Here is a 23567-nt window from a genome sequence, read left to right as displayed (position 1 = left end):
ATAAACAGAAAAGTTATGTCACAATCCACTTATAATGCAGTTGATATTGAGGTCTTAAAAGGGCTCGATCCTGTTCGTCATCGTCCTGGAATGTATACTGACACAGCTCGCCCCAATCATTTAGGGCAAGAGGTGATTGATAATAGTGTCGATGAGGCTATTGCTGGCCATGCTCGCCAAGTGAAAGTAACCCTTTATGAAGACAATTCACTTGAGGTTATTGATGATGGTCGAGGTATGCCTGTTGATATCCATCCTGAAGAAGGCGTACCGGCTATTGAACTATTACTTTGTCGCTTACATGCTGGTGGTAAGTTCTCCAACAAAAACTATCAATTTTCTGGTGGTTTACATGGGGTGGGTATCTCTGTTGTCAATGCCTTATCCAAACGCGTAGAAGTCACCGTAAACCGTGATGGACAAGTTTACCAAATCGCCTTTGAAAATGGTGATAAAGTCGAAGATTTACATGTAATTGGCACCTGTGGCCGACGAAATACTGGTACAAAAGTACGTTTTTGGCCGGATGAAAAATATTTTGATTCACCACGCTTCTCAGTACCTCGCCTAACTCATTTGCTTAAAGCGAAAGCTGTACTTTGCCCGGGACTGGAAATCATTTTTAAAGACAAAATTAACAGTGCTGAGCAACGCTGGTGTTATCAAGACGGTTTAAAAGATTATCTGATAGAGTCAGTTAGTGGTTACACACTATTACCAGAACAACCATTTACTGGTAGCCATACAGGTGAAACAGAAGCGGTTGAATGGGCATTACTTTGGTTACCAGAAGGAGGTGAATTGTTAACTGAAAGTTACGTTAACTTAATTCCTACTGTGCAAGGTGGTACCCATGTCAATGGTTTACGTCAAGGATTACTTGATGCCATGCGTGAATTTTGTGAGTTTCGTAATTTATTACCGCGTGGTTTAAAATTAACCGCCGATGATATTTGGGAACGCTGTGCCTATGTGTTATCAGTAAAAATGCAAGAACCGCAATTTGCCGGTCAGACCAAAGAACGTTTATCATCAAGACAAAGTGCAGCTTTTGTTTCAGCTATTGTTAAAGATGCATTTAGCCTGTGGTTGAATCAAAATGTACAAATTGCCGAATTACTTGCTGAGATGGTAATTTCCAGTGCTCAAAAACGCTTAAGAGCATCCAAAAAAGTCATCCGTAAAAAACTAACCAGTGGTCCAGCTTTACCGGGTAAACTGGCTGACTGTGCATCACAAGATTTAAGTCGCACCGAACTATTTTTAGTCGAAGGTGATTCTGCTGGTGGGTCGGCTAAACAAGCCCGTGATCGTGAATATCAAGCAATTATGCCGTTGAAAGGCAAAATATTAAATACTTGGGAAGTCTCATCTGACGAAGTATTAGGATCGCAAGAAATTCATGATATTTCAGTAGCTATTGGTATTGATCCTGATAGTGATGATTTAAGTCAATTACGCTACGGTAAAATCTGTATTTTAGCCGATGCTGACTCAGATGGATTGCATATTGCCACGTTACTGTGCGCACTATTTGTTCGTCACTTTCGAGCCATGGTTGAACATGGGCATATTTTTGTCGCCATGCCACCACTGTATCGTATCGATTTAGGCAAAGAAGTTCATTACGCCCTTGATGAAGAAGAAAAAGAAGGGATTTTAGATCAGCTTAAACGTAAAAAAGGTAAGCCAAATGTTCAACGTTTCAAAGGGTTGGGTGAAATGAATCCATTACAACTTCGCGAAACCACAATGGATCCTAACACCCGTAGATTAGTTCAGTTATCACTAGATAATGCCGAAGAAACAATGGCATTAATGGATATGTTACTGGCGAAAAAACGTGCCGAAGATCGCCGAGAATGGTTACAAGAAAAAGGTGACCAAGTTGAACTTGATGTCTAATATACAGAATAATTTAGAGGAACAATAATGAGTGAAATAACTCATGACGGAGTAGAAGTTCAGTCGCTACGAACATTTACCGAAAGCGCCTATTTAAACTACTCAATGTATGTCATTATGGATCGCGCATTGCCGTTTATTGGCGATGGCTTAAAACCAGTACAACGTCGCATTGTTTATGCAATGTCAGAATTAGGGCTAAATGCTCAAGCAAAATTTAAAAAATCAGCCCGTACTGTCGGTGACGTTTTAGGTAAATACCATCCTCATGGTGATAGTGCCTGTTATGAAGCAATGGTATTAATGGCGCAACCGTTTTCTTATCGATATCCATTAGTTGATGGGCAAGGAAACTGGGGGGCACCCGATGATCCGAAATCATTTGCTGCAATGCGTTATACCGAATCACGTCTATCAAAATATGCCGAATTATTGTTAGGTGAGTTAGGACAAGGCACTGTTGACTATACGCCAAATTTTGATGGTACATTACAAGAGCCAAAAATGTTGCCAGCTCGATTGCCGAATATCTTATTAAACGGTACTACCGGTATTGCGGTAGGTATGGCAACCGATATTCCACCACATAACATTCGTGAAGTGGCGAATGCAGCTATTATGTTAGCTGATAATCCAAAAGCAACACTTAGCGAAGTGATGGATCACATAAAAGGCCCTGACTTCCCAACAGAAGCTGAGATTATTACCTCTCCGGAAGATATCGCCAAAATTTATAAAACTGGCCGTGGCTCAATACGTATGCGAGCAGTTTGGAAAAAAGAAGATGGCGACATTGTTATTACTGATCTGCCACATCAAGTTTCTGGTGCTAAAATTTTAGAGCAAATTGCTAGCCAAATGCGCGCTAAAAAACTACCGTTAATTGAAGACTTACGTGACGAATCCGATCACGAAAATCCGACTCGTCTGGTTATTGTGCCACGTTCTAATCGTGTAGATCTAGAGCAAGTAATGAATCATCTATTTGCCACTACTGATCTAGAAAAAAGCTATCGTGTTAATATGAACATGATTGGACTAGATAATCGTCCATCTGTTAAAGGATTGGTTGAAATCCTAACTGAATGGTTAGAATATCGACGCATTACCGTAACCCGTCGCTTAAATTATCGCTTAGATAAAATACTAAAAAGACTACATATTTTAGATGGTTTATTAATTGCCTTCCTAAATATTGATGAAGTAATTGAAATCATTCGTCATGAAGATGACCCAAAAGCAGAATTAATTCAGAGATTTGCCTTAAGCGAAACACAAGCTGAAGCTATCTTAGAATTAAAACTCCGCCATTTAGCTAAACTAGAAGAAATTCGTATCAAAGGTGAACAAGCCGAACTGGCTAAAGAGCGAGATCAACTGCAAGCATTATTAGCTTCACCAAGAAAGTTAAGTAATTTAATCAAAAAAGAGCTACAAGCTGATGCTGAAAAATATGGTGATGAACGTCGTTCACCAATTGTCGAGCGCAGTGAAGCCAAAGCAATTACTGAACAAGAGTTAATCCCTTCTGAACCAGTTACAATCGTATTATCAGAAATGGGTTGGGTCAGAGCTGCTAAAGGCCATGATATCGATCCTGTAGGATTAAGTTATAAAGCAGGTGATAGTTTTAAAACCGCAGCAAAAGGTAAAAGTAATCAACCAGTGGTATTTATCGATTCAACTGGTCGCAGTTACGCTATTGAGCCAAGTACATTACCATCAGCTAGAGGACAAGGCGAACCTCTTACTGGTAAACTGGCATTACCAGCTGGAGCAACCATTGAACATGTATTGATGTCAGGCAATGAACAACAAAAATTCTTACTTGCATCGAGTGCTGGATACGGTTTTATCTGTCAATTTAATGATTTAATTACCCGCAACCGTAATGGTAAAGCAGTGATTAATTTATCTAAAGATGCAGATGTATTAGCACCAATAGAGATTTTATCAGAAGAAAGCTTGCTGTTATCAATTACTAAAGCAGGAAGAATGCTGATATTCCCAGTAAAAGATTTACCAGAATTATCTAAAGGTAAAGGCAATAAAATTATTTCACTCTCTGGTAGCGATGATAGCCTAGCTTATATGATGTTGATAACACCAGAAACATCTATAACTCTATATGTTGGTAAACGCAAACTTACACTTTATCCAGCTGATTTACAAAAATTTAGAGCGGAGCGTGCTCGTAAAGGCACATCATTACCACGTGGATTGCAAAAAATAGATCGAATTGAGGTAAACGAATAATATGTCTTTGATCTGGTCCGTTATTACCGGTTTAATACTGAGTTCAGTATTAAAATCTGGGTGGGGATTTATACTCGGATTATTTATTGGCCCAATGCTATATCAAGCATTTGGCAATAAATTGACTGAGAAAAGGACACAATCTAATCCAAACTTATACTTAACGGTTGTTTTTGAAGTATTAGGACATTTAAGTAAAGCTAAAGGGGTTGTTACTCGTGATGATATTAATCTTGCTCGGCAAGTTATGGATCGACTCCAACTTGATGCGACAAGTCGTCAATTAGCGCAAGAATCATTCAATCGTGGTAAAGCGAGTGATTACCCACTTCGATCACGATTAAGTGAGTTATATCACCAATATCGTTATCGACGTAATGTCTTAAATATCTTTTGTGAACAATTAATTCAAGCTGCTTTAGTTGATGGTCATTTAGATGACAAAGAATCGGAGATTCTTTTCATTGTTGCCGATGAGTTTCGTATTCCACGGCCGCAAATGGCAATATATATTCAAATGATGATGGGAAGCTTTCATTTCCGTCAAGAATATCAGTACAATCAACAAAACAGTCAACATCAATATCAACAAAATCATAATTATAGTGGTTACCAAAGCAGTACTCGGCAATCAGATTTAGCAAATGCTTATAAAATATTAGGAATAAATTCATCTGCTGAAATTTCTGAAATTAAAAGAGCCTATCGTAAATTAATGAATGAACATCATCCAGACAAATTGGTATCCAAAGGCTTACCAAAAGAGATGTTAGAAGCAGCCAAAAAGCGAGCACAAGAAATTCAAGCTGCTTACGATCTTATAAAATCATCACGTGGCTTTAAATAGAGATTACTATATATGATGCATTGGCGCTCGATTATAAGAATTATCGGTTTATTAATATCACTATTGTCAGTATTCATGTTAATACCTGCACTAGTGGCGTTAATATATCGTGACGGTGCTGGTGCTATTTTTGTTCGTTCATTTTTCGCAGCATTAATTTTAGGTGTGTTATTGTGGTTTCCTAATCGTCATCAACGCCATGAATTAAGTACTCGAGAAGGCTTTTTCATTGTTGTATTATTTTGGGTCGTTTTAGGCACTATTGGCGCATTCCCGTTCCTATTTGATAATCATATCAATCTTAATTTAACCACAGCTTTTTTTGAGTCTTTTTCTGGATTAACAACCACTGGCGCCACTACGATTGTCAATTTGGATCATTTACCCAAAGCGCTACTTTTCTATCGTCAAATGCTGCAATGGTTAGGCGGTATGGGGATCATCGTACTTGCGGTTGCAATTTTACCATTATTAGGAGTCGGGGGTATGCAGCTCTATCGTGCTGAAATTCCTGGTCCTCAAAAAGACAGTAAAATGCGACCACGTATTGCCGAAACAGCAAAAACACTTTGGTCGATTTACATTTTACTCACTACCTTATGTGCAATAAGTTTGTGGTGTGCTGGAATGGATATCTTTGATGCTATTTCACATAGCTTTTCAACGATATCAATGGGTGGTTTTTCTACCCACGATAACAATTTAGCTTATTTTAATAGTGCAACAATTAACTATATTGTTACCTTGTTCCTCATTTTGTCAGGATGTAATTTTGCTCTACATTTTGCTGCGTTAAATGGTATCTCAGTGAAAGTGTATTGGCGTGATCAAGAATTTAGAACCTTTATCTTTATTCTGCTTATCTTAATTATTATCTGCGCTTTAGTGATCTATATTTATCAGCCACAACGCCATCTTAGTGTCGACAAAATTGTTTTACAAGTCGTGTCTGTTTCAGCAACAGTAGGCTTTACCGTCGACGATATTAATACTTGGCCATCGTCATTACCCATCTTTTTATTATGTGCTTCGTTTATTGGTGGCTGTGCTGGTTCTACTGGTGGTGGACTAAAAGTTGTTCGGGTACTACTACTATTTATGCAAGGTTCACGAGAGTTAAAACGACTTATTCACCCTAATGCAATTTATACCTTAAAACTCAATAATCGTGTTGTACCAGAACGTATCATTGAAGCGGTATGGGGATTCTTTTCTGCCTATGCATTAGTATTTTTAGTGAGTTTGTTTATTATTATGGCAACAGGAATTGATGCAACTGACTCATTTTATATCGTTGCTTCATCGCTAAATAATTTAGGCGTTGGCCTTGGTAGTGTCAGTGATAATTTTGCTCATGTCAGTGATATGGTGAAATGGGTCATGGTCGTTGACATGTTATTTGGTCGACTAGAAATATTTACTTTATTAGTTTTATTCACGCCGACATTCTGGCGAAGTTAATTTTTACGCCTAATAAAGGCTTTTAATCAACAATTTTCCATAAAATGGTCAAAAATTTAAATATTTTATTGATTATTTTGCTAATTACAGACAGAATTACTAAGCAGCATGTGCTGTGATCATTAGAGGTAATCACCTGACATATGGAATGGATCATGGATCCTACAATCTGGATTGGTTTATCCACTCTAGTTGTACTTGAAATCGTCCTTGGCATTGATAACATTGTTTTTATTGCCATTCTTGCGGAGAAACTTCCGCCTCAACAACGAGATAAAGCACGCATTACAGGCCTTGCTTTTGCATTAATAACCCGAATATTGTTATTAATGTTTACTGGCTGGTTAGTTACTCTCACCACCCCACTATTTTCTATATCAGGTATTAGTTTCAATGCTCGGCAATTAATTATGTTGCTTGGCGGAATATTTTTGCTGTTTAAAGCGACAATGGAACTCAATGAGCGTTTAGAAGGTGCATCACACGAGGATGGAAAACCGAAAAAAACCTCACATTTTTGGACTGTTGTTGCACAAATCGTGGTACTTGATGCCGTATTCTCACTTGATTCAGTCATTACTGCAGTGGGAATGGTTGACCATATACCCGTTATGATTATCGCAGTTTGTATCGCCATTGCGATTATGATGGTGGCAAGTAAACCATTAGCCTATTTTGTTAACTCCCATCCAACGATTGTTATTTTATGTTTAAGCTTTTTATTGATGATTGGCTTTAGTTTGGTTGCCGAAGGTTTCGGTTTTGTCATTCCAAAAGGCTATTTATATGCAGCTATCGGCTTCTCGATTATGATTGAATTCTTTAATCAACTAGCCATATTTAACCGTCGAAAAGCATTAAACAAAAAACCTCTACGCGAACGCACCGCCGAAGCTATTTTACATTTACTTAAAGGCGATGCTGAAGAAGATCCTGATAGCCATACCATTGATGTGGTATCTGATAATAATAAAAAAACTTCAGTATTTAATCATCAAGAATTAAACATGGTTGAGCGAGTATTAGGTTTAGCTCAACGTTCAGTAAGCAGTATCATGACATCTCGATTAGATGTTGATATGGTCAATATCAATGATGATCGAGAAGTAATATTAAAAGAAATTTTTGACAATCCTCATTCACGTTTAGTAGTGACTGATAATGCTTCAATTGATGAACCATTAGGTATCATTCAAGTTAATGATCTGTTAAAAGATATTTTACAAAATAAACAACCCTTTGATATTAATTCATTAATCAAACAACCATTAATTTTTCCTGAAACAGTATCTTTACTTGTAGCGCTGGAACAATTCAAAAAAGCCAAAACGCACTTTGCTTTTGTGGTTGATGAATTTGGATCAATGCAAGGTGTGGTGTCAGTGACCGATGTTATTGAAACCATTGCCGGTGACTTTCCAACTGAAGAAGAAGAGATCGATGCTAAACATGACATCCAATGTTTAGATGATGATAGTTGGATTGCAAATGGCTATATCCCAGTAGAAGAATTAGTAAGATTTGTACCGATTCCGATTGATGATAAGCGAGAATATCATACCCTTGCGGGATTATTGATGGAAAAAGCCCAACATCTACTCAATGTGGGTGAAACCATACAGATTGGTGACTATCTATTTGAAGTTGCCGAGATTGAAAGTCATCGGATTTTAAAAGTAAAAATTACTAAAAATAAATTAGATATTTTGGCTAACTAATCTATTGATAATCAGCATTTTATCCAGTGTACCATTAAATGGCTATAAATTACGTTAACGCTAAGTTATAAGCATGATTGATCACTAATAAAATGCTATTTGTTATTTAGAATAACGCTTGACCAAAATAAATTACAGGCAATAATAGCGCAGTGTTTTTACGTTTTTTAAAGATATGAAGTAATCACTTTATATCTTTTTTATTTTTACCGTAAATTCACTTCGGTAAAAATAAAGATATAAAATTATATCAAAATGGATCACTATCAACCTAAATTGGGCTTTAATTTATGAATTCACTATTCGAAAAAATCTTTCAATTAAAAGAGAAAAAAACCACCCCTGGTACCGAATTTATCGCCGGTTGTACCACCTTTTTAACCATGGTTTATATCATCTTTGTTAATCCTTCAATCTTATCTGCAACAGGAATGGATAAATCAGCAGTGTTTGTCCTAACTTGTGTTGTCACCGCTTTTGCGACAATTATGATGGGATTATTTGCCAATCTACCGATTGCTTTAGCACCTGCCATGGGGCTAAATGTCTTTTTTGCTTATGGAATATGCGGTGCAATGGGCTATTCTTGGCAAGTTGGGATGGGAGCGATATTTTGGGGATCATTGGTCTTTTTTGCATTATCACTATTTAAAGTCCGCCATTGGTTAATTGAACATATTCCACAATGTTTACGCGCTGGTATTAGTGCTGGTATTGGCTTATTTATTGCTTTTATGGGATTCCAAAATATGGGTATTGTGGTCGCATCGCCAGCTACATTACTAACCTTAGGCAATATTTTGTCACTTAAAGTCTTATTAGGTTCGCTTGGATTTTTTATTATCGTTATCCTTGCTACCCGCAATTTTCATGCTGCCGTGTTAGTTTCTATTCTTGTCGTGACCCTACTAGCACTATGGCTTGATCCAAATATTAGTTATCAAGGAATTGCAGCCGTTCCACCGAGTGTTGGCAGCGTTGTTGGCCATGTTAACCTTGCTGGTTCACTGAATATTGGTATCCTCGGGGTAATCTTTTCAGTAATGATTGTCAGCTTGTTTGATTCATCGGGTACTATTTTAGCTTTAACCGATAAAGCAGGACTTTCTGACGAAAAAGGTCGTTTTCCTAAAATGCGTCAAGCTTTATTAATTGATAGTTTCAGCTCTTCACTAGGTGGGTTATTTGGTACTTCATCTGTATTAACTTACATTGAAAGTTCCGCTGGCATTTCAGTTGGTGGACGTACTGGCTTAACTGCTGTGGTGGTTGGCTTATTATTTTTAATGATGACTTTCTTATCACCTTTAGCACATTTAGTACCGCCTTATGCCACATCAGGTGCACTAATTTTTGTTGGTATCTTAATGGTATCAAGTTTAATGAAAGTTAACTGGTCTGATTTAACTGATGCAACACCAGCATTTATTACCGCATTAATGATGCCATTTGCTTTTGCTATTACTGAAGGAGTCGCACTTGGCTTTATCTCTTATGTAATATTGAAAACATTTACTGGAAAATTTAAAGAATTAAATCTTTGTGTGATAGTTTTTGCACTACTGTTTGCTTTAAAATTCATCTTTATCGATCATCATTAATTTCATCAAACTATTTCTACCATTAACATGGTAGAAATAGCTTCTTCCCCCCATAAAATTATTTCATCTGAAATATCAAACAGACTACAACAATCATTTTACCTTCTTTAAACCCTTCATAGAATTTGATCTGCGTCACAAAAAACAAAAAACATAAAATCGCTACAAAATTTAGTAATTGTTGTTGTTGTTAAAACTCATGCATATTGATTACCTGATTTAGCAACGTTTAGTTATCCAGAAAACTTAGTAACCAATATATAGATTTTAAGTTAATTAATGGTATTTAGAGGTACATTATGAGTCAATATTATGAAAAAATAGAAAGAGTTAAATACGAAGGAACACAAACTAATAATCCTTTTGCGTTCAGGCATTACAATCCAGAGCAGATAATTTTAGGAAAAACAATGGCTGAGCACTTACGCTTTTCTATCTGTTATTGGCACACTTTTTGTTGGGCTGGCACCGACATGTTTGGTGCAAATTCATTTAATTATCCGTGGCAAAAAGGGGCTGATCCACTAGCTAATGCCAAAGCAAAGGCAGATATTGCTTTTGAATTTTTTTATAAAATGAATGTTCCTTTTTATGCATTTCATGATGTCGATGTTGCCCCAGAAGGTAATTCAATTCAAGAATACATCTCTAATTTATCCATGATGACGGATATCCTGTTACAAAAGCAACAAGAAACCGGCGTTAATTTATTATGGGGAACCGCTAACTGTTTCACAAATCCAAGATATGCAGCTGGTGCGGCAACCAATCCCGATCCGGAAGTTTTTGCCTGTGCTGCCACTCAAGTTGTCCATGCAATGAATGCTACTCATAAGTTAGGTGGTCAAAATTATGTATTATGGGGTGGTCGGGAAGGTTATGAAACGCTGTTAAATACTAACTTACGCCAAGAACGTGAACAACTCGGTAAATTTATGCAATTAGTTGTCGAAAACAAACACAAGATTGGTTTCAATGGCGCATTATTGATTGAACCAAAACCACAAGAGCCAACCAAACATCAATATGATTATGATGTTGCAACCATTTATGGCTTTTTAAAACAATTCGGCTTAGAAAAGGAAATTAAGGTCAATATTGAAGCAAATCATGCAACACTTGCCGGCCATTCATTTCAACATGAGGTAGCTTCAGCTATTGCCTTAGATATATTTGGTTCACTTGATGCTAATCGAGGTGATCCACAATTGGGATGGGATACAGATCAATTTCCGAATAGTGTCGAGGAAAACACACTAGTTATGTATGAAATATTAAAAAGAGGCGGATTTACCACTGGTGGACTTAACTTTGATGCCAAAATAAGACGGCAAAGCATTGATAAATATGATGTATTTCATGGACATATTGGTGCTATCGATACGATGGCATTATCATTAAAATGTGCAGCGAAAATGATTGAAGATAAACTATTAAATCAAAAAGTGGCTGAGCGTTATGCCGATTGGGACAAAAATTTAGGTAAAGATATTTTACAAGGGAATATGTCCCTACAAGAAATTGCACAATATAGTCTTGCAAACAACCTGCAACCTAAAGCGCGTAGCGGTGCACAAGAGCAATTAGAAAATATTGTTAATAAATCTATTTTTGGCTAAAAAAATCATTGTGTATTTATCTATCAGAACTATTATATTTATAGTTCTGATAGCTGCATAATGGAGGCAGATATGTATATTGGTATTGATTTAGGCACCTCTGGTGTCAAAGTAATTTTAATGGATGAAAAACAACGCATTATGGCGTCAAATACAAAGGCACTCACCGTATCCCGTCCCCACCCATTATGGTCAGAACAAGATCCCCAGCAGTGGTGGCATGCAACAGATTCAGCACTACAAGAACTTAGCCATCAACATGACTTAACACGAGTCAAAGCAATTGGCTTAAGTGGACAAATGCATGGAGCAGTACTATTAGATAGTTCATCTCAAGTATTAAGGCCTGCAATTTTATGGAATGACGGTCGTTGTGATATTGAATGTCATGAATTAGAACAGTTAGTGCCAAATTCTAGAAAAATTACTGGCAATTTGATGATGGCAGGTTTTACTGCACCCAAAATAAAATGGGTGCAAAAACACGAGCCAGAAATATTTGCCAAAATAGATAAAGTACTTTTACCAAAGGATTATTTACGCTTTAAAATTACAGGCGAATATGCATCAGATATGTCTGATTCTGCTGGCACCATGTGGTTAGATGTTGAAAAACGTGATTGGAACGATCAATTGTTAAATGCTTGTGGTTTAAATCGACGACATATGCCAACCTTATTTGAAGGCAATCAAATAACGGGTTATGTTACTGATGATATTGCTAAACGTTGGAAAATAAATTCAATTCCAGTTATTGCCGGTGGTGGCGATAATGCTGCTGGTGCTATCGGTGTTGGTCTTTATCAACCAGGACAAGCAATGCTTTCACTTGGTACTTCAGGGGTTTATTTCGCCGTTACTGATCGGTTTATCAGCCAACCTGAACAGGCAATTCATAGCTTTTGCCATGCATTACCTAATCGTTGGCATCTTATGTCGGTTATGTTAAGTTGTGCTTCATGTCTTGATTGGGGATGCCAATTGTTAGACATTAAAGATGTTGCTACATTATTTAGCTTAATAGAAGAACAACCATCTGACGATAAACCGCCAGTCTATTTTTTACCTTATCTATCAGGTGAAAGAACACCGCATAATAACCCTGAAGCTAAAGGCGTATTTTTTGGCTTAACCTATCAACATAATAAAGTCGATTTGGCTAAAGCAATCTTATTAGGTGTGAGTTATGGCCTAGCAGATGGTATAGATGTGGTAAAACAAAGCGGCATTTCACCTGATAAAATTATTGTTATTGGTGGCGGAGCTAGAAGTAAATATTGGCGCCAATTAATTAGTGATATATCTGGTTATACTATAGTTTATTGTGAGGGTGGCGAAGTTGGTCCCGCTTTAGGCGCCGCTAAACTGGCACAAATCGCTTGTAACCCAGATAGTGATTTAGGGCAATGGTTAGCACCATTACCAACCATTCAAACTCACCAGCCAGATAGGGAAAAACATGAATATTACCAACAACAGCGTGCTATGTTTAGAAACATTTATCAACAATTAAAGCCGCTAATGTCTTGATATTAAAAAGCAGAAGATCTTTTGTAACACTCTTCTGCTTTTTAGCCAGTTAATAAATCTATTTTTTAACTTTATGTTAATTTGATTATAGTAAATTAAGATTGGTAAATTTATTTCTGAAATCCTTCGGTGTCATACCATATAACTTTTTAAATAAAAAGTAAAAATATTGCACTGATGGATAGCCACATTGCTCAGATATTGCTTGAATCGATAATGAAGATTCAATTAATAGATATTTGGCTCGATTAAACTTCTCTTCATGAATGACCGTGTGAATGGTTTTACCTAATGATGTTTTAAAGCGAAGTTCTAAATTAGAACGAGATATTTGCAATTCCGAAGTCACTTGATCTACTTTAATACCTTTACAAGCATAATCACGGATATAATGAATAGCTTGTATAACATAAGGATCTTGTATTGAACGGTAATCGGTCGAACGACGTTCAATAACTTTTTTCGGTGAAATTAACCGTGGTGAGGTAGAGACCTTTCCTTTATTAAATATTTTTTGCAATAATTTAGCGGCTTCAAATCCCATCTCCTCGGTTCCTTGTTTTACAGTAGATAAGGAAACCATCGATAGATCATTGATTACTTCTTCATTATCTATACCAATTAAGCATAACTCTTCAGGTATTTTTATTTCAACTCTATCACAAGCTTGTAAAATATGATGAGCTCTAGCATCATTTACGGCAATAATGCCGGTATTAACTGGCAGAGATAATAACCATTTAGAGAGTTTATCTAAGCTATCTTGCCAATTATCAAGAGATGTAGTTGTTCCTTGATAAATAAACCCTTCATACCCCTTTTGACTTACAATTTGCTCAAAAAACTGTTCTCTTACTGCCGCCCAACGACAAGATCGATGTGATGGTAGGCCATAAAAGGCAAATTGATTAATGCCTTTAGAACATAAATGATTAAAAGCACTCTCAATAATCGCAAAATTATCCGCAGCAACATAAGGAACCTTTGGATAACTTGAATTATCATGATGGGAACTACCTACCCCAATTATTGGAATATCAACATTGGTTAGTAGATCTTGAATATCTGGATCATCAAAATTAGCAATAATACCATCGCAATCAAAATGGAAAGCTGTATTTGTGTCATAACGCATGGTTTCGGAAATATAGATATTCCAGTGAATATTATTTGCTTTTAGAAAATCACCTATTCCTTTAAGGATTTGTCGATCATAAATATTGTTTGCATTAAATAGCAAAACAACTTTGTAACTTTCAACCTGTGTATCTTTCATTGTCACATTTATATATTGGTATTAATTTATATCCCATCTATTAGGATAAACTAGTGCGATAAAAAGCACCAATAAAATAAAAAAAATGTATTTTTATTTCGCATTTATTCACACATAAAAATTATTGATAAATAACATAAAGAACCTGTGCTAATACTTGACATTATAGCTATTGAGGTCTAGAATCTTGCGACCCAAAACTTATATAAATAGGCTTTGGGCTACAGTTATTAATTACGTATCTAAAAAGCAATTTTTAAATTTATTTTAATTAATCAGGAGCTTATTAATGGCAACAATTAATCAGCTGGTACGCAAACCAAGAGCACTAAAGGAAGCGAAAAGTAACGTTCCTGCACTTGAAGCATGCCCGCAAAAACGAGGTGTATGTACACGTGTTTACACCACTACACCTAAAAAACCAAACTCAGCATTACGTAAAGTATGCCGTGTACGTTTAACCAACGGTTTCGAAGTAACTTCTTACATCGGTGGTGAAGGTCATAACTTACAAGAACATAGCGTGATTTTAATCCGCGGTGGTCGTGTTAAAGATTTACCTGGTGTTCGTTATCACACTGTTCGTGGTGCATTAGACTGCGCAGGTGTTAAAGATCGCAAACAAAGCCGTTCTAAATACGGTGTGAAACGACCTAAAGCTTAATGGAACTCCGTTAAGTAAGGCCAAACTATATAAATTCCATATAACTCATTTGAGTTTTGGGTAAACCTGAAAATTTGTAACATATAAACGGAGTATTCCAATGCCACGTCGTCATGTTGTCGGTCAAAGAAAAATTTTACCTGATCCGAAATTCGGTTCAGATTTGCTGGCGAAATTTGTAAATATTTTAATGATAGATGGTAAAAAATCTGTCGCAGAATCAATCGTATATTCAGCTCTTGATAAATTAGCTGAGCGTAGTGGAAAAGACCACTTAGCAGCTTTCGAAGTTGCATTAGATAACGTAAGACCAACTGTAGAAGTTAAGTCTCGTCGCGTTGGTGGTTCTACATACCAAGTTCCTGTTGAAGTGCGTCCTGTTCGTCGTAATGCACTTGCAATGCGTTGGATTGTAGATGCTGCACGTAAACGTGGCGATAAATCAATGGCATTACGCCTAGCGAATGAACTTATGGATGCTTTTGAAAACAAAGGTACCGCTGTGAAAAAACGCGAAGATGTTCATCGTATGGCTGAAGCTAATAGAGCGTTTGCACACTATCGTTGGTAATTTAAGCGCTTATATAAGACGCTTGAAATTAGACTGATAATTAATAGTTATTATCAGTCCCCCAAAAGATATTTTATAAGCAAACGATTCTAAATAGAGGATTAATATGGCTCGTACAACCCCTATAGCACGCTACCGTAATATCGGTATCAGTGCACACATTGACGCAGGTAAAACTACGACAACTGAACGTATTTTGTTTTACACTGGCGTAAGTCACAAAATTGGTGAGGTTCATGATGGTGCAGCTACCATGGACTGGATGGAACAAGAACAAGAACGTGGTATCACTATCACTTCTGCGGCAACTACTGCATTCTGGTCTGGTATGGGTCAACAATTTGAACCACACCGAATCAATATCATCGACACCCCGGGACACGTTGACTTCACAATCGAAGTTGAACGTTCTATGCGTGTTTTAGATGGTGCGGTAATGGTTTACTGTGCGGTTGGCGGTGTTCAACCTCAATCAGAAACAGTATGGCGTCAAGCAAACAAATATAAAGTTCCACGTATCGCTTTCGTAAACAAAATGGACCGTATGGGTGCTAACTTCTTACGTGTTGTTGATCAAATCAAAACTCGTTTAGCCGCTGTACCAGTTCCATTAGTATTACCTATCGGTGCTGAAGAAGGCTTTACTGGTGTAGTTGATTTACTTAAACGTAAAGCAATTAACTGGAATGATGCTGATCAAGGTGTAAGTTTCACTTATGAAGATGTTCCTGCAGATATGGTTGAGCAAGTCGAAGAATGGCGTGCAAACTTAATGGAAGCAGCAGCTGAAGCAAATGAAGAGTTAATGGAAAAATACCTTGGTGGTGAAGAGTTAACTGAAGAAGAAGTTAAATTAGCATTACGTGAACGTGTGCTTGCTAACGAAATCATCTTAGTAACTTGTGGTAGTGCCTTTAAAAACAAAGGTGTTCAATTCATGCTTGATGCAGTAATTGAATATTTACCAGCACCAACAGATGTTCCAGCAATCAAAGGTGAATTACCAAATGGTGAAGCAGCAGAGCGTCATTCAAGTGATGATGAACCATTCTCATCATTAGCATTTAAAATTGCAACTGACCCATTTGTTGGTAACTTAACATTCTTCCGTGTTTACTCTGGTGTAGTAAATTCTGGTGATACTGTTCTTAACTCTGTTAAAGATAAAAAAGAACGTTTTGGTCGTATCGTTCAGATGCACGCTAACAAACGTGAAGAAATTAAAGAAGTTCGCGCAGGTGACATTGCAGCAGCTATCGGTCTTAAAGAGGTAACAACTGGTGATACATTATGTGCTGAAAGTGCTCCAATTATTCTAGAAAGAATGGAGTTCCCAGAGCCGGTAATTTCTGTTGCTGTTGAACCAAAAACTAAAGCTGACCAAGAAAAAATGGGACTTGCTTTAGGTCGACTAGCACAAGAAGATCCTTCATTCCGTGTTCACACCGATGAAGAATCAGGTCAAACCATTATTTCTGGTATGGGTGAGCTTCACTTAGAAATCATCGTTGACCGTATGAAACGTGAATTTAAAGTCGAAGCAAATGTTGGTAAACCGCAAGTTGCTTACCGTGAAACCATTCGCAATGAAGTTGAACAAGAAGGTAAATTTGTTCGTCAGTCTGGTGGTCGTGGTCAATATGGTCATGTATGGTTAAGAATTAAACCATTGGAAGCTGGTGGCGAAGGCTACAAATTCAACAATGAAATTGTTGGTGGTGTGGTTCCTAAAGAATACATCCCTGCAGTTGATAAAGGCTGTCAAGAACAAATGAAAAATGGTGTTCTTGCTGGTTACCCAATTGTTGATGTTGAAGTTACCATCTTTGATGGTTCTTACCATGATGTCGACTCATCAGAAATGGCATTTAAAATTGCCGGTTCAATGGCGTTTAAAGATGGCTTCATGAAAGCTAAACCTGTGCTTTTAGAACCAATCATGAAAGTAGAAGTTGAAACCCCTGAAGATTATATGGGTGACGTTATCGGTGACTTAAACCGTCGTCGTGGTATGATCGAAGGAATGGAAGATACTGCAACTGGTAAAACAGTTAAAGCACAAGTTCCACTTTCAGAAATGTTTGGTTATGCAACTGACCTTCGTTCACAAACACAAGGTCGTGCTTCTTACTCAATGGAGTTCTTGAAGTACAATGAAGCGCCAACCAATATTGCAACTGCAATTATTGAAGCTCGTAAAGCGAAATAATTATTTATATAAATAAGTAACACTTCCCTATTGTTAGGGAAGTGATTTAATAAAGGAACATTAAGATGTCTAAAGAAAAATTTGAACGTACAAAACCCCACGTTAACGTTGGTACAATCGGCCACGTTGACCATGGTAAAACAACTTTAACTGCAGCGATCACATCAGTATTATCTAAAAAATACGGTGGTCAAGCTCGTGCATTCGATCAAATCGATAACGCACCAGAAGAAAAAGCACGTGGTATCACCATCAATACTTCACACGTTGAATACGATACACCAACTCGTCACTACGCACACGTAGACTGCCCAGGCCATGCTGACTATGTTAAAAACATGATCACTGGTGCGGCACAAATGGACGGCGCTATCTTAGTAGTAGCAGCAACTGATGGTCCAATGCCACAAACTCGTGAGCACATTCTTTTAGGTCGTCAAGTAGGTGTACCTTACATCATCGTATTCTTAAACAAATGTGATATGGTTGATGATGAAGAATTATTAGAATTAGTTGAAATGGAAGTACGTGAACTTCTATCTCAATACGATTTCCCAGGTGACGATACACCAGTAATTCGTGGTTCAGCGCTTAAAGCGTTAGAAGGCGATGCAGCATGGGAAGACAAAATTGTAGAATTAGCAGAAGCATTAGACAGCTACATTCCAGAACCAGAGCGTGACATTGATAAACCATTCTTATTACCAATCGAAGACGTATTCTCAATCTCAGGTCGTGGTACAGTAGTAACAGGTCGTGTAGAGCGCGGTGTAATCAAAGTTGGTGAAGAAGTTGAAATCGTTGGTATCAAACCGACTACTAAAACAACTTGTACTGGTGTTGAAATGTTCCGTAAATTACTAGACGAAGGTCGTGCTGGTGAGAACGTGGGTGTATTATTACGTGGTACAAAACGTGAAGAAATCGAACGTGGTCAAGTATTAGCAAAACCAGGTTCAATCACTCCACATACAGATTTCGAATCAGAAGTGTATATTCTAAGTAAAGATGAAGGTGGTCGTCATACTCCATTCTTCAAAGGTTACCGTCCACAGTTCTACTTCCGTACAACAGACGTAACAGGTACTATTGAATTACCAGAAGGCGTAGAAATGGTAATGCCAGGTGATAACATCAAAATGACAGTATCATTAATTCACCCAATCGCAATGGCAGACGGCTTACGTTTCGCTATTCGTGAAGGTGGTCGTACTGTTGGTGCTGGTGTTGTTGCTAAGGTTATTAAATAATTTAAGCTTAACTAAAGAGCATGTTAAATGCTCTTACCAGTTCAAAAAAGGTGCACTTTGTGCACCTTTTTTATTTGCTATCTAATCAATACTGTTCGAATAACTAAAACAACTTAACTGATTTCCTCAAATTAGCTAGCGAAAATTATCATCTTTAGCTCTTTATTGGCTAAAAATACAAACAAGTATGCCATTATTTGCATAGCGAGAAATAGAATAACTAATCATATTCTCTAAAAATACAACAACTAACTAATAGCGCTAATAACCACTTGTCACCAGCCAATACAACGATTAATTGTACGAATAATATGAATGCTTAATATCGAGATAAATAATTAACGTAGAGTTAATTATCAAAAACCTGATGGTTAATCAGTATATTTAAACTACGGATACTCCACAACTATCATACTACCACATTAGCACCAGAAGAAAGAATAAATTAAAAACAATAAGATACATTACTTCTAATAATAAGATTTAATCTAATAATAAACATATTTTTTAGTTTTAATATTTATTGATGCTATCTGACAGTAATAACATTACTGTCAGATATAGTTTTAATTTCAATTAAGGTTGTCAATGTATGATTATCAACATTAAAAAATCATACAACAACATAGCATCATAATAAAAACAGAACTAAGGGGTGACACATATTGCATTTGAAAACCTAAAACCTGTAGAAGAGTATTCAACTTTTCCATTATTATTTATTAAGAATCTTCCATCATAATCACTTGCTATTATACCTGGTTGATAACTAAGAGGTAATCCATACGAAGAAACATCTCCCCATTCTGCCATTAAGCCTGCACCAATATTACGTTGGTAAAAGTTAACTGGTGCCGCCGGTAAACCACCTTGACATTCTGGTGCCTCCGACTGTGCAACTTTACAGTTTGAATTAGTAATATCTTTTATCTGTGCCACTCTATAACCTAAACGTTGGCACCAATTTTTGTGACTACTATAATTGGTCGAATTATATCCTCGATGAACAAACCATTGGCGTAAGACAAAACCATATTTTATCACTGCATTACCACTGTTATCATAACCTATTATTTCAAAAGTTTGTGGTAATTTTGGAACATGAATACCTCGAACTCTATCATTATATACTTGATTTGAGGCTTCAGGTCCATTTAAAGTTACCTTTACGAGGCCATCATCGAAAGTCATCTTAGCAGTAATACCATCATGAGTAACAGATGGCCACGTAAGTGTAGTTCCATCGATACCACCTATCTGCAAAGTGAAATATAATTTATCCATACCAGTAGTTGGCCAATTATGACTATATAACTCAGGTTCAGTTGATTGGGGCAAAAATCCCCAAAACTGCCTATAAATATTGATAGGAGCTACACGATCAGCTGAATCCATCCCTCCCACGTATAGTCTGGGCTGAAGAAAACATAATTTGGGAGGATGTTTAGGAGCAAACGAAAAGGTGTGAGAGTCAAAATCAAAATCACTACGGTTTGGAAGACCATATAAGGTACTTATAGATCCTGGATAACCCGACAAAGTTATTTTATATGGTGCAGCACAAATATCTAAAGGAGCAGTATAACGATTAACTTTCTCTGGGTATATATTTTCAATAGAAATCTTTATACCTCCGGATGAGACAATTATCGGTTCATCACCATCATCATCTCTCAAATTTCCACTCTTAGCTAATTCATCGAAACTTAATAAAGGAGCATCGAAATAACCGTGTGCACCCGTTTCTGATGCAGGCACATTTATATGAATATCAGCTAAGGTTTTATCAGCAGAAGGTAATTGAATTGGATTTTCCCATGTTGAATTATCGGTCTCAGGAGTAATTTTTCGACCATCTGATAATGTAATAGTTAATAACTCTTCTGTAGAGGTTACTTTAGTTTTGCCATCATCGAAGGTCAAATATGGTGGAGATCCATAAATAAGATTAGTGCTAATAGCTGATAATGCTTGCAAATCAAAGGTATAAAATAGGAAAATTGATACCAATAAAGCTTTTGAGAATATTTTAGCTAATAACGTTGAAAAGAGAAACTTAGAAAACATAAAGACAGTTTTTACATAATAAAATAACAAATTTAATGTGTAAAATAAGCACTTTTCCCTATGATAATCTGAAATAATACTATATTTATAAGCAAATATATTGTTATGTTCCATTTAATTATTACCTCAATCCGATGAAATAATTGAAAATCCATTTTTATTTAGTATAGTGAATAAAAAACAATCATTCTATATATCTATATCAAGAATTTTGTAAGGATTTGTAAGGATTTGTAAGGTTTTTTTTGACATTAATCATCTTTAATATTTTTTCAATTATTGCTAATATTTGTTAGAAAAATATCTTGCTGGATAAAAAATTGCTATTATTTCAAATGAGATTATTAAGTTGTTTAGTAATAATAAGATACATTATTTCTAACAATTAGATTTAATCTAATAATAAATTTATTTTTCAGTTTTAATATTTATTGAAGCTATCTGACAGTAATAATATTACTGTCAGATAGTGCTACTTAAAATGAACGTTGTGAAGGAAGTGTAAGTTGGTGAAGATAGGTTGTCTTTAAAATTGTTACCTGATTCAATTTAATTTCAATTATTTTTTGTTTACGCCAACTAGAAATTAGTCGGCTTAACGTTTCATAACGGATACCAAGCTTAGTTGCCAATTGACTGCGTGATATTGGTAACACAAAACTTATATCTTGTTTAGAAGATAACGATAAAATATAAGCCGCTAAACGCTGTTCTGCCGAACTGGATGTTAACCAATCGATGTTATTAATTTGTTCGTATAGTTTACTACTAAATTGCACTAACAAGCGTTGCATAACAATAGGATTATTCATACAAACTTGTAATACGCTATTTTTTTCAAGTAATAATAATGAGCAATTAGTTTTTGCTCGAATTGTCATCGGAAAGCGATTATGTGGCATAAACACTGCCGCAATGGCAACTAATTCATAAGGTGAAAAAATTCCAAAAACTTTTTCTTCACCTAAATAAGTATTTCTAAATACCTCGACTTCACCAGCAAGAACCAAAGAACAACCAGAAAATGGCATACCTTCATAGCTAATTAGCTCACCGGTACTAAATTCCATATAACTAGCATTTTCAAGGATCGGTATTAATGCATCAGTGGTTAGCCCATCAAACATTTTTACATTATTTAACCAAATCAAAATCTCATCTTGCGTTGGTATATTTTTGACAAATGTCATAGGGATTGCCTAATGATAACTTTAGAATGATTTCAATATAATTGATAATAATTCTTATTTCAATAAATAAAACTTTATTATTAATTGCCAATAACCATATGAAATATAATATTTTTTGTTAACAATAATAATTTAACTACTTATAACCTATATCATAAGCATTGGCCAAAATAACAATTATATTTTGTTTTGCACTTACTGAAAAACAGGAGAATCTTATGCCAAATAATACTATTCCCCCAGCACAAGAACTCAATTTAGCTTCATTAATTAAACAAACAGAGCAAGGTATTGCTAGTCGAGTGTTGGCTAAAACATCTGGTGGTAACTTAACCTTATTTGCTTTTGATAAAGGACAAGGGCTCTCTGAACATAGCGCACCATTTGATGCGATCGTTATGGTCATAGAAGGGCAATTAAATTTAATTATTGATGGCAAACTAGTTAAAGCTGAATCAGGAACGATAGTAAAAATGCCAGCTAATATCCCTCATGCTGTTGAAGCACCAATACCAGCAAAAATGCTATTAATTATGTTGAGAGAAATCACATTAAAGACTAATTAAACTAAGGATAGACAATGGAACAAATTAAAAAAGAAGCTGGCCATAAATTTCTTGCTCGTTTAGGGAAAACAAGGTTACGCCCAGGGGGAAAGAAAGCCACGGAATGGTTATTTAAACAAGCAGAATTTACGCCACAAAGTCGAGTTTTAGAAATTGCATGTAATATGGCTACGACATCTATTGATATTGCCAAACGATTTAATTGCCATATTATTGGTATTGATATGGACAAATCGGCATTAGCAAAAGCCAAACAAAATGTTATAAAAAATAATGTTAGTCAGTTAGTCGATATACAGCAAGCCGACGCATCCAAATTACCTTTCGCTGATAACAGCTTTGATGTTGTAATTAATGAAGCGATGTTAACCATGTATGCCGATAAAACGAAAGCTCGCCTACTCAACGAATATTTTCGAGTATTAAAACCAGGTGGAAAATTATTAACGCATGACATTATGTTAGACAATCCAGAAAACTCTCAAGACGTAATGGCACAGATTCATAATGCGATCAATGTTAATGCTCAGCCTATGAGTCATGATGATTGGATTAATCTTTTTTCAACTATAGGATTTATCAATATAAAATCAGAAAATGCCGCTATGACGTTAATGTCACCACGAGGTATGATTACCGATGAAGGATTTTTTGGTGCAATCAAAATTGTTGGTAATGCATTACATAAACAAAATCGACCACAATTTATCCAAATGTTTAAAACATTTAGAAAAAATAAAAAATCCCTTAATTACATTGCTATCTGTAGTGTCAAACCGAAATAATAAAAAAATTAGGTATAGCTGAATATCATGACTAAACAGTCTTTTTTTGCTA

17 protein-coding genes are annotated in these 23567 nt (G+C 36.1%); 14 read left to right on the top strand and 3 right to left on the bottom strand.

The genetic code is table 11. The features are described 5' to 3' along the window. The first annotated feature begins 15 nt into the window (after positions 1-15). From parE to xylB, 8 genes are all read left to right on the top strand, one after another. Entirely contained in the window at positions 16-1905 is a 1890-nt protein-coding gene (parE, locus tag H3T80_RS10115; protein WP_198201600.1) for a DNA topoisomerase IV subunit B, read from the top strand. 27 nt (positions 1906-1932) lie between these two features. Then, on the top strand, positions 1933-4161 hold the full coding sequence (gene parC, locus H3T80_RS10110; protein ID WP_198201599.1) for a DNA topoisomerase IV subunit A: 2229 nt from the start codon (positions 1933-1935) through the stop codon (positions 4159-4161). 1 nt (position 4162) lies between these two features. Next, complete coding sequence (gene djlA, locus H3T80_RS10105) at positions 4163-5008, top strand: co-chaperone DjlA (RefSeq protein WP_065578183.1); 846 nt, start codon at positions 4163-4165, stop codon at positions 5006-5008. Positions 5009-5023: 15 nt separating this feature from the next. After that, complete coding sequence (locus tag H3T80_RS10100) at positions 5024-6469, top strand: TrkH family potassium uptake protein (protein ID WP_110448645.1); 1446 nt, start codon at positions 5024-5026, stop codon at positions 6467-6469. A gap of 143 nt (positions 6470-6612) precedes the next feature. After that, complete coding sequence (locus tag H3T80_RS10095; RefSeq protein WP_198201598.1) at positions 6613-8187, top strand: TerC family protein; 1575 nt, start codon at positions 6613-6615, stop codon at positions 8185-8187. A 290-nt stretch (positions 8188-8477) separates the two neighbouring features. Further along, positions 8478-9788, top strand: coding sequence for an NCS2 family permease (locus tag H3T80_RS10090; protein WP_198201597.1), 1311 nt, complete (start codon positions 8478-8480; stop codon positions 9786-9788). 299 nt (positions 9789-10087) lie between these two features. Next, on the top strand, positions 10088-11407 hold the full coding sequence (xylA, locus tag H3T80_RS10085; RefSeq protein WP_198201596.1) for a xylose isomerase: 1320 nt from the start codon (positions 10088-10090) through the stop codon (positions 11405-11407). Positions 11408-11479: 72 nt separating this feature from the next. Next, positions 11480-12937, top strand: a complete 1458-nt coding sequence (gene xylB, locus H3T80_RS10080; protein WP_198201595.1) for a xylulokinase — start codon at positions 11480-11482, stop codon at positions 12935-12937. Positions 12938-13022: 85 nt separating this feature from the next. Here the strand turns inward: xylB and H3T80_RS10075 are convergent, their stop codons facing one another. Beyond that, entirely contained in the window at positions 13023-14213 is a 1191-nt protein-coding gene (locus tag H3T80_RS10075) for a DNA-binding transcriptional regulator (RefSeq protein ID WP_198201594.1), read from the bottom strand. A gap of 289 nt (positions 14214-14502) precedes the next feature. Here H3T80_RS10075 and rpsL point away from each other — a divergent pair, with 289 nt between their 5' ends. The 4 genes from rpsL (at position 14503) to tuf (ending at position 18907) form a co-directional block, all read left to right on the top strand. Beyond that, entirely contained in the window at positions 14503-14877 is a 375-nt protein-coding gene (rpsL, locus tag H3T80_RS10070; protein WP_034883792.1) for a 30S ribosomal protein S12, read from the top strand. A 100-nt stretch (positions 14878-14977) separates the two neighbouring features. Continuing rightward, positions 14978-15448 carry a 30S ribosomal protein S7 gene (rpsG, locus tag H3T80_RS10065; RefSeq protein ID WP_065578189.1) on the top strand — a complete coding sequence of 157 codons (471 nt, stop codon included), beginning with the start codon at positions 14978-14980 and terminating at the stop codon, positions 15446-15448. A 106-nt stretch (positions 15449-15554) separates the two neighbouring features. After that, positions 15555-17657, top strand: coding sequence for an elongation factor G (fusA, locus tag H3T80_RS10060; RefSeq protein WP_110448642.1), 2103 nt, complete (start codon positions 15555-15557; stop codon positions 17655-17657). 65 nt (positions 17658-17722) lie between these two features. Then, positions 17723-18907, top strand: a complete 1185-nt coding sequence (gene tuf / locus H3T80_RS10055) for an elongation factor Tu (protein WP_034900851.1) — start codon at positions 17723-17725, stop codon at positions 18905-18907. Positions 18908-19555: 648 nt separating this feature from the next. Here the strand turns inward: tuf and H3T80_RS10050 are convergent. Together H3T80_RS10050 and H3T80_RS10045 are read right to left on the bottom strand one after the other, a co-directional pair. Continuing rightward, the gene (locus tag H3T80_RS10050; protein WP_198201593.1) at positions 19556-20974 is read right to left on the bottom strand and encodes a hypothetical protein; all 1419 of its coding nucleotides are present in this window, start codon (positions 20972-20974) and stop codon (positions 19556-19558) included. Positions 20975-21450: 476 nt separating this feature from the next. Further along, the gene (locus H3T80_RS10045) at positions 21451-22164 is read right to left on the bottom strand and encodes a Crp/Fnr family transcriptional regulator (RefSeq protein ID WP_198201592.1); all 714 of its coding nucleotides are present in this window, start codon (positions 22162-22164) and stop codon (positions 21451-21453) included. Between the two features lie 218 nt (positions 22165-22382). Between H3T80_RS10045 and H3T80_RS10040 the strand changes: the two genes are divergently transcribed. Continuing rightward, a complete protein-coding gene (locus tag H3T80_RS10040; RefSeq protein WP_198201591.1) occupies positions 22383-22730 on the top strand; it encodes a cupin domain-containing protein in 348 nt (115 codons plus the stop codon). A gap of 14 nt (positions 22731-22744) precedes the next feature. Then, positions 22745-23515 carry a class I SAM-dependent methyltransferase gene (locus H3T80_RS10035; protein ID WP_198201590.1) on the top strand — a complete coding sequence of 257 codons (771 nt, stop codon included), beginning with the start codon at positions 22745-22747 and terminating at the stop codon, positions 23513-23515. Positions 23516-23567 lie beyond the last annotated feature (52 nt).

It is taken from the genome of Gilliamella sp. W8145, from assembly GCF_016101145.1.
GTDB lineage: Bacteria > Pseudomonadota > Gammaproteobacteria > Enterobacterales > Orbaceae > Gilliamella > Gilliamella apis_A.
This window is presented reverse-complemented; position numbering and strand designations above follow the sequence as displayed.

Excerpts from the sequence above, each read along its gene's own strand:
- parE (WP_198201600.1), top strand. The coding sequence starts at position 16 with ATGTCACAATCCACTTATAATGCAGTTGATATTGAGGTCTTAAAAGGG.
- parC (WP_198201599.1), top strand. The coding sequence starts at position 1,933 with ATGAGTGAAATAACTCATGACGGAGTAGAAGTTCAGTCGCTACGAACA.
- djlA (WP_065578183.1), top strand. The coding sequence starts at position 4,163 with ATGTCTTTGATCTGGTCCGTTATTACCGGTTTAATACTGAGTTCAGTA.
- H3T80_RS10100 (WP_110448645.1), top strand. The coding sequence starts at position 5,024 with ATGCATTGGCGCTCGATTATAAGAATTATCGGTTTATTAATATCACTA.
- H3T80_RS10095 (WP_198201598.1), top strand. The coding sequence starts at position 6,613 with ATGGAATGGATCATGGATCCTACAATCTGGATTGGTTTATCCACTCTA.
- H3T80_RS10090 (WP_198201597.1), top strand. The coding sequence starts at position 8,478 with ATGAATTCACTATTCGAAAAAATCTTTCAATTAAAAGAGAAAAAAACC.
- xylA (WP_198201596.1), top strand. The coding sequence starts at position 10,088 with ATGAGTCAATATTATGAAAAAATAGAAAGAGTTAAATACGAAGGAACA.
- xylB (WP_198201595.1), top strand. The coding sequence starts at position 11,480 with ATGTATATTGGTATTGATTTAGGCACCTCTGGTGTCAAAGTAATTTTA.
- H3T80_RS10075 (WP_198201594.1), bottom strand. The coding sequence starts at position 14,213 with ATGAAAGATACACAGGTTGAAAGTTACAAAGTTGTTTTGCTATTTAAT.
- rpsL (WP_034883792.1), top strand. The coding sequence starts at position 14,503 with ATGGCAACAATTAATCAGCTGGTACGCAAACCAAGAGCACTAAAGGAA.
- rpsG (WP_065578189.1), top strand. The coding sequence starts at position 14,978 with ATGCCACGTCGTCATGTTGTCGGTCAAAGAAAAATTTTACCTGATCCG.
- fusA (WP_110448642.1), top strand. The coding sequence starts at position 15,555 with ATGGCTCGTACAACCCCTATAGCACGCTACCGTAATATCGGTATCAGT.
- tuf (WP_034900851.1), top strand. The coding sequence starts at position 17,723 with ATGTCTAAAGAAAAATTTGAACGTACAAAACCCCACGTTAACGTTGGT.
- H3T80_RS10050 (WP_198201593.1), bottom strand. The coding sequence starts at position 20,974 with ATGTTTTCTAAGTTTCTCTTTTCAACGTTATTAGCTAAAATATTCTCA.
- H3T80_RS10045 (WP_198201592.1), bottom strand. The coding sequence starts at position 22,164 with ATGACATTTGTCAAAAATATACCAACGCAAGATGAGATTTTGATTTGG.
- H3T80_RS10040 (WP_198201591.1), top strand. The coding sequence starts at position 22,383 with ATGCCAAATAATACTATTCCCCCAGCACAAGAACTCAATTTAGCTTCA.
- H3T80_RS10035 (WP_198201590.1), top strand. The coding sequence starts at position 22,745 with ATGGAACAAATTAAAAAAGAAGCTGGCCATAAATTTCTTGCTCGTTTA.